The sequence below is a fragment of the Laceyella tengchongensis genome (assembly GCF_900182735.1).
GTDB lineage: Bacteria > Bacillota > Bacilli > Thermoactinomycetales > Thermoactinomycetaceae > Laceyella > Laceyella tengchongensis.
Map to the genome: position 1 here is coordinate 1 of NZ_FXTU01000023.1, position 2,538 is coordinate 2,538.

The window sequence follows — 2,538 nt, forward strand, 5'->3', positions numbered from 1 at the left end:
GGCGTTCGGAACGAATGCCGAACAAATATCCAATGAGTAGCATTTTAAATAACATAATTGGGTCAAGACATGGACGCCCATTATCTTGGCAGTATGATTCTTTACATTTCTCAGCAATGAAGGAGAAGTCGATCGTTTCATTAATTTTCCGTAACAAGTGATCTCGTGGAACCAATTCTTCTATGTTAACCAGTTCTGGTTGATGTTCTTTACTCGGATTTGTTCTAAACATAGAAAAAACACCTTATAGAGTGTTTTTTATTGATTCGACAAAAAAGGCTGCTGACCCTGCCTTTCAAGGCAGTTTGTCAGCAGCCTCGGGACGAGTAGTCGTCCTTTTTTTATTGCGTCCAAAAAGTGATGGGTAACTCTCTAATAGTCACTCCTTTCAACTTCATATATTCTTTGAGAATCTCCCCACACTCCACTCGCATGAACTCATTGAGAAACTTTATATTGAGTCGATACCCTTGATATACATACTCCCCATGCGTTCCCCCACCAACTGCACCGTTTGGATGATTTCACCCTGAGATTGACTGAAGTTACCTCGAAGGTCGGCCATTCCCTTTAAGATGAGGTCGGTGATGTGGTTGATTTGATATTGATACTCATGTGCCATCTTGAGATGATCCATGTGTTTTTTGTCTCGATCTAGCGCTTCCAGCAAAACTTCAAGGTGGGTATAGCGTTTGAGTTTGATTTCAAAATCGAAGTGTTCGTCGTCATAAAGCATCTATATCACCAATCAACCGAAAGAAATAAATAAAATATTCATTCTACAATAAGTATAGAAAGTATTCACTATATGTATTAGAATAAAATATATAAAAAATATAGGAGGTCATATAATGTTTAAGAAATTGCTTCTGTCGCTTGGTTTACTCACGTTGATGTTGGTCAGTCCGCTTCAGGGAGCTGTTCATGCCGCGGGGCCAAGTTGTTATGACTCCTATCCGTTCAAGTTCGATTTCGCCGTACAAACAAAAGAAAAAATCCTTCGGGCAATTTGCCCTGGTAAGCTAAATATTAGTGGTGAGATCACAGCCTTTTCCTATGAAGGTCAACGTTCTGTGATTGTTAAGATTTCAGTATATGATGAAAATGATAAGCTCGTTGATAGCTTTGAAGTGCTTGCCGAACATGGTAAAACAGTTCGTTTTGATAAAAGTCTAGGTAAAATCAAACTAGGAAACTATTATATTAAGTTGAAAAAAGAGAATGATGGAACAAACTGGTCTTTTGAAGGATCAGGAACCATCTCTTCGGAGTGAAATAGATCAAAGCCGTATTCCCATCGGGGTACGGCTTTTTTAATTTATGAAACGTCAAATAGAAACACCTGAAACACAGGCAATCGAATCATCCCTCGCTTGGTGAACCCTCTCGATTTCACCTTCATGGCAATGTCAGGTTCCAAGTAGATGAATTCCTTATCTTCATGCGTCTTGGCTTGATTCACAATCGACCAAACAGCCTTCCGTACATCAGGCGGTGCCGGAAACTCGATGATTCCTGTCGGCCGCACGTTCCCCTTTTCCTTCAATCTTCGTAATGACAAACTCATCATCAAACTTCCCGCCACACAATCGCTCTTGCTTTATTTCTCCTGTTTTGTTAAGTCTGTAAAAGCCATCCCTTCGGGATCTAATCATCCGTTTCATACTTCTCCATGCAATAAACTCCTGAAAATACACGTTTTTGAAATGATCAGGGATTTCCAAAACGGTCAATGCACGGTCGCTACGTCCTAGATGGAGGGTGACTATATAAAAATCGGGTAACACCATCAAAATACCTCCCAATATTTCCCTTATCCGCTTCCATTCTTCCGCTATCTAGGCTAGCAGCTTTAAAACTGTTTTCTCATTTGCTTCACGCTGGCGAGACTCACCTGTAAAAGGTTTTTCCGCTACTTCTACCCCACCAACTTGGTTTGACAGACACTTCTAAGCAGTCTAATGAATAGACCAGCGGCTCCAAAACCATTTTCTCATTCGCTTCACTTGTGCATCGTCGCTCCTCGAGAAAAGGTTTTTCCTCCGCTTCTTCCCCACAACTTGATTTGCCAGACATACCTTAGAGACTCTCGTTACTCGACAGCTGCATTTTCTACTGATCGGATTCATAGACTTCTCACCGATACAGCACCATGGCGCGTTTTCCATGGAAAATCGGTAATGGCGCTATTAAACAAGCAGCCCCCCCCTGATCATCGTACAAGAAGTGGGCACTGGAACTAATCCAAGTTCTTCTCACCCATGACATGGGTGCCAACTGCTTTCTTGCTACAAAGAGTGAATCAGTTTCCGAACAACTCTGCCCCTTGGCCACTGGCAGTGCCATATGATGAATCAACTTGCTAATATAAACAAAGCAAAAACCCCCACTTCAGAATGAAGTGGGGGTTAGTAGCCTGGCAACGACCTACTCTCCCAGGGCTTAAGCCCAAGTACCATCGGCGCTGGAGGGCTTAACTTCCGTGTTCGGTATGGGAACGGGTGGGTCCCCTCCGCCATCATCACCAGACGTTATGTT

General features: G+C 42.4%; 4 protein-coding genes and 1 rRNA gene. 1 reads left to right on the forward strand and 4 read right to left on the reverse strand.

The window, feature by feature from the left end:
* Together QQZ12_RS16820 and QQZ12_RS16825 are read right to left on the reverse strand one after the other, a co-directional pair.
* The coding region (locus tag QQZ12_RS16820; RefSeq protein WP_284724685.1) for a transposase at positions 1-232 on the reverse strand (232 nt) is incomplete at its 3' end.
* 219 nt (positions 233-451) lie between these two features.
* Positions 452-736: a YhjD family protein gene (locus QQZ12_RS16825; RefSeq protein WP_102993228.1), complete on the reverse strand. Its 285-nt coding sequence runs from the start codon at positions 734-736 to the stop codon at positions 452-454.
* Positions 737-851: 115 nt separating this feature from the next.
* Between QQZ12_RS16825 and QQZ12_RS16830 the strand changes: the two genes are divergently transcribed.
* Positions 852-1,274, forward strand: a complete 423-nt coding sequence (locus tag QQZ12_RS16830) for a hypothetical protein (RefSeq protein WP_102993229.1) — start codon at positions 852-854, stop codon at positions 1,272-1,274.
* A gap of 44 nt (positions 1,275-1,318) precedes the next feature.
* Here the strand turns inward: QQZ12_RS16830 and QQZ12_RS16835 are convergent, their stop codons facing one another.
* Positions 1,319-1,567 carry a hypothetical protein gene (locus QQZ12_RS16835; RefSeq protein ID WP_284724686.1) on the reverse strand — a complete coding sequence of 83 codons (249 nt, stop codon included), beginning with the start codon at positions 1,565-1,567 and terminating at the stop codon, positions 1,319-1,321.
* Positions 1,568-2,414: 847 nt separating this feature from the next.
* Positions 2,415-2,529, reverse strand: a 5S ribosomal RNA gene (gene rrf, locus QQZ12_RS16840).
* Positions 2,530-2,538 lie beyond the last annotated feature (9 nt).

Bases quoted from the DNA above. Each gene is read 5' to 3' on its own strand.
- QQZ12_RS16825 (WP_102993228.1), bottom strand. From the start codon at position 736: ATGCTTTATGACGACGAACACTTCGATTTTGAAATCAAACTCAAACGC.
- QQZ12_RS16830 (WP_102993229.1), top strand. From the start codon at position 852: ATGTTTAAGAAATTGCTTCTGTCGCTTGGTTTACTCACGTTGATGTTG.
- QQZ12_RS16835 (WP_284724686.1), bottom strand. From the start codon at position 1,567: ATGAGTTTGTCATTACGAAGATTGAAGGAAAAGGGGAACGTGCGGCCG.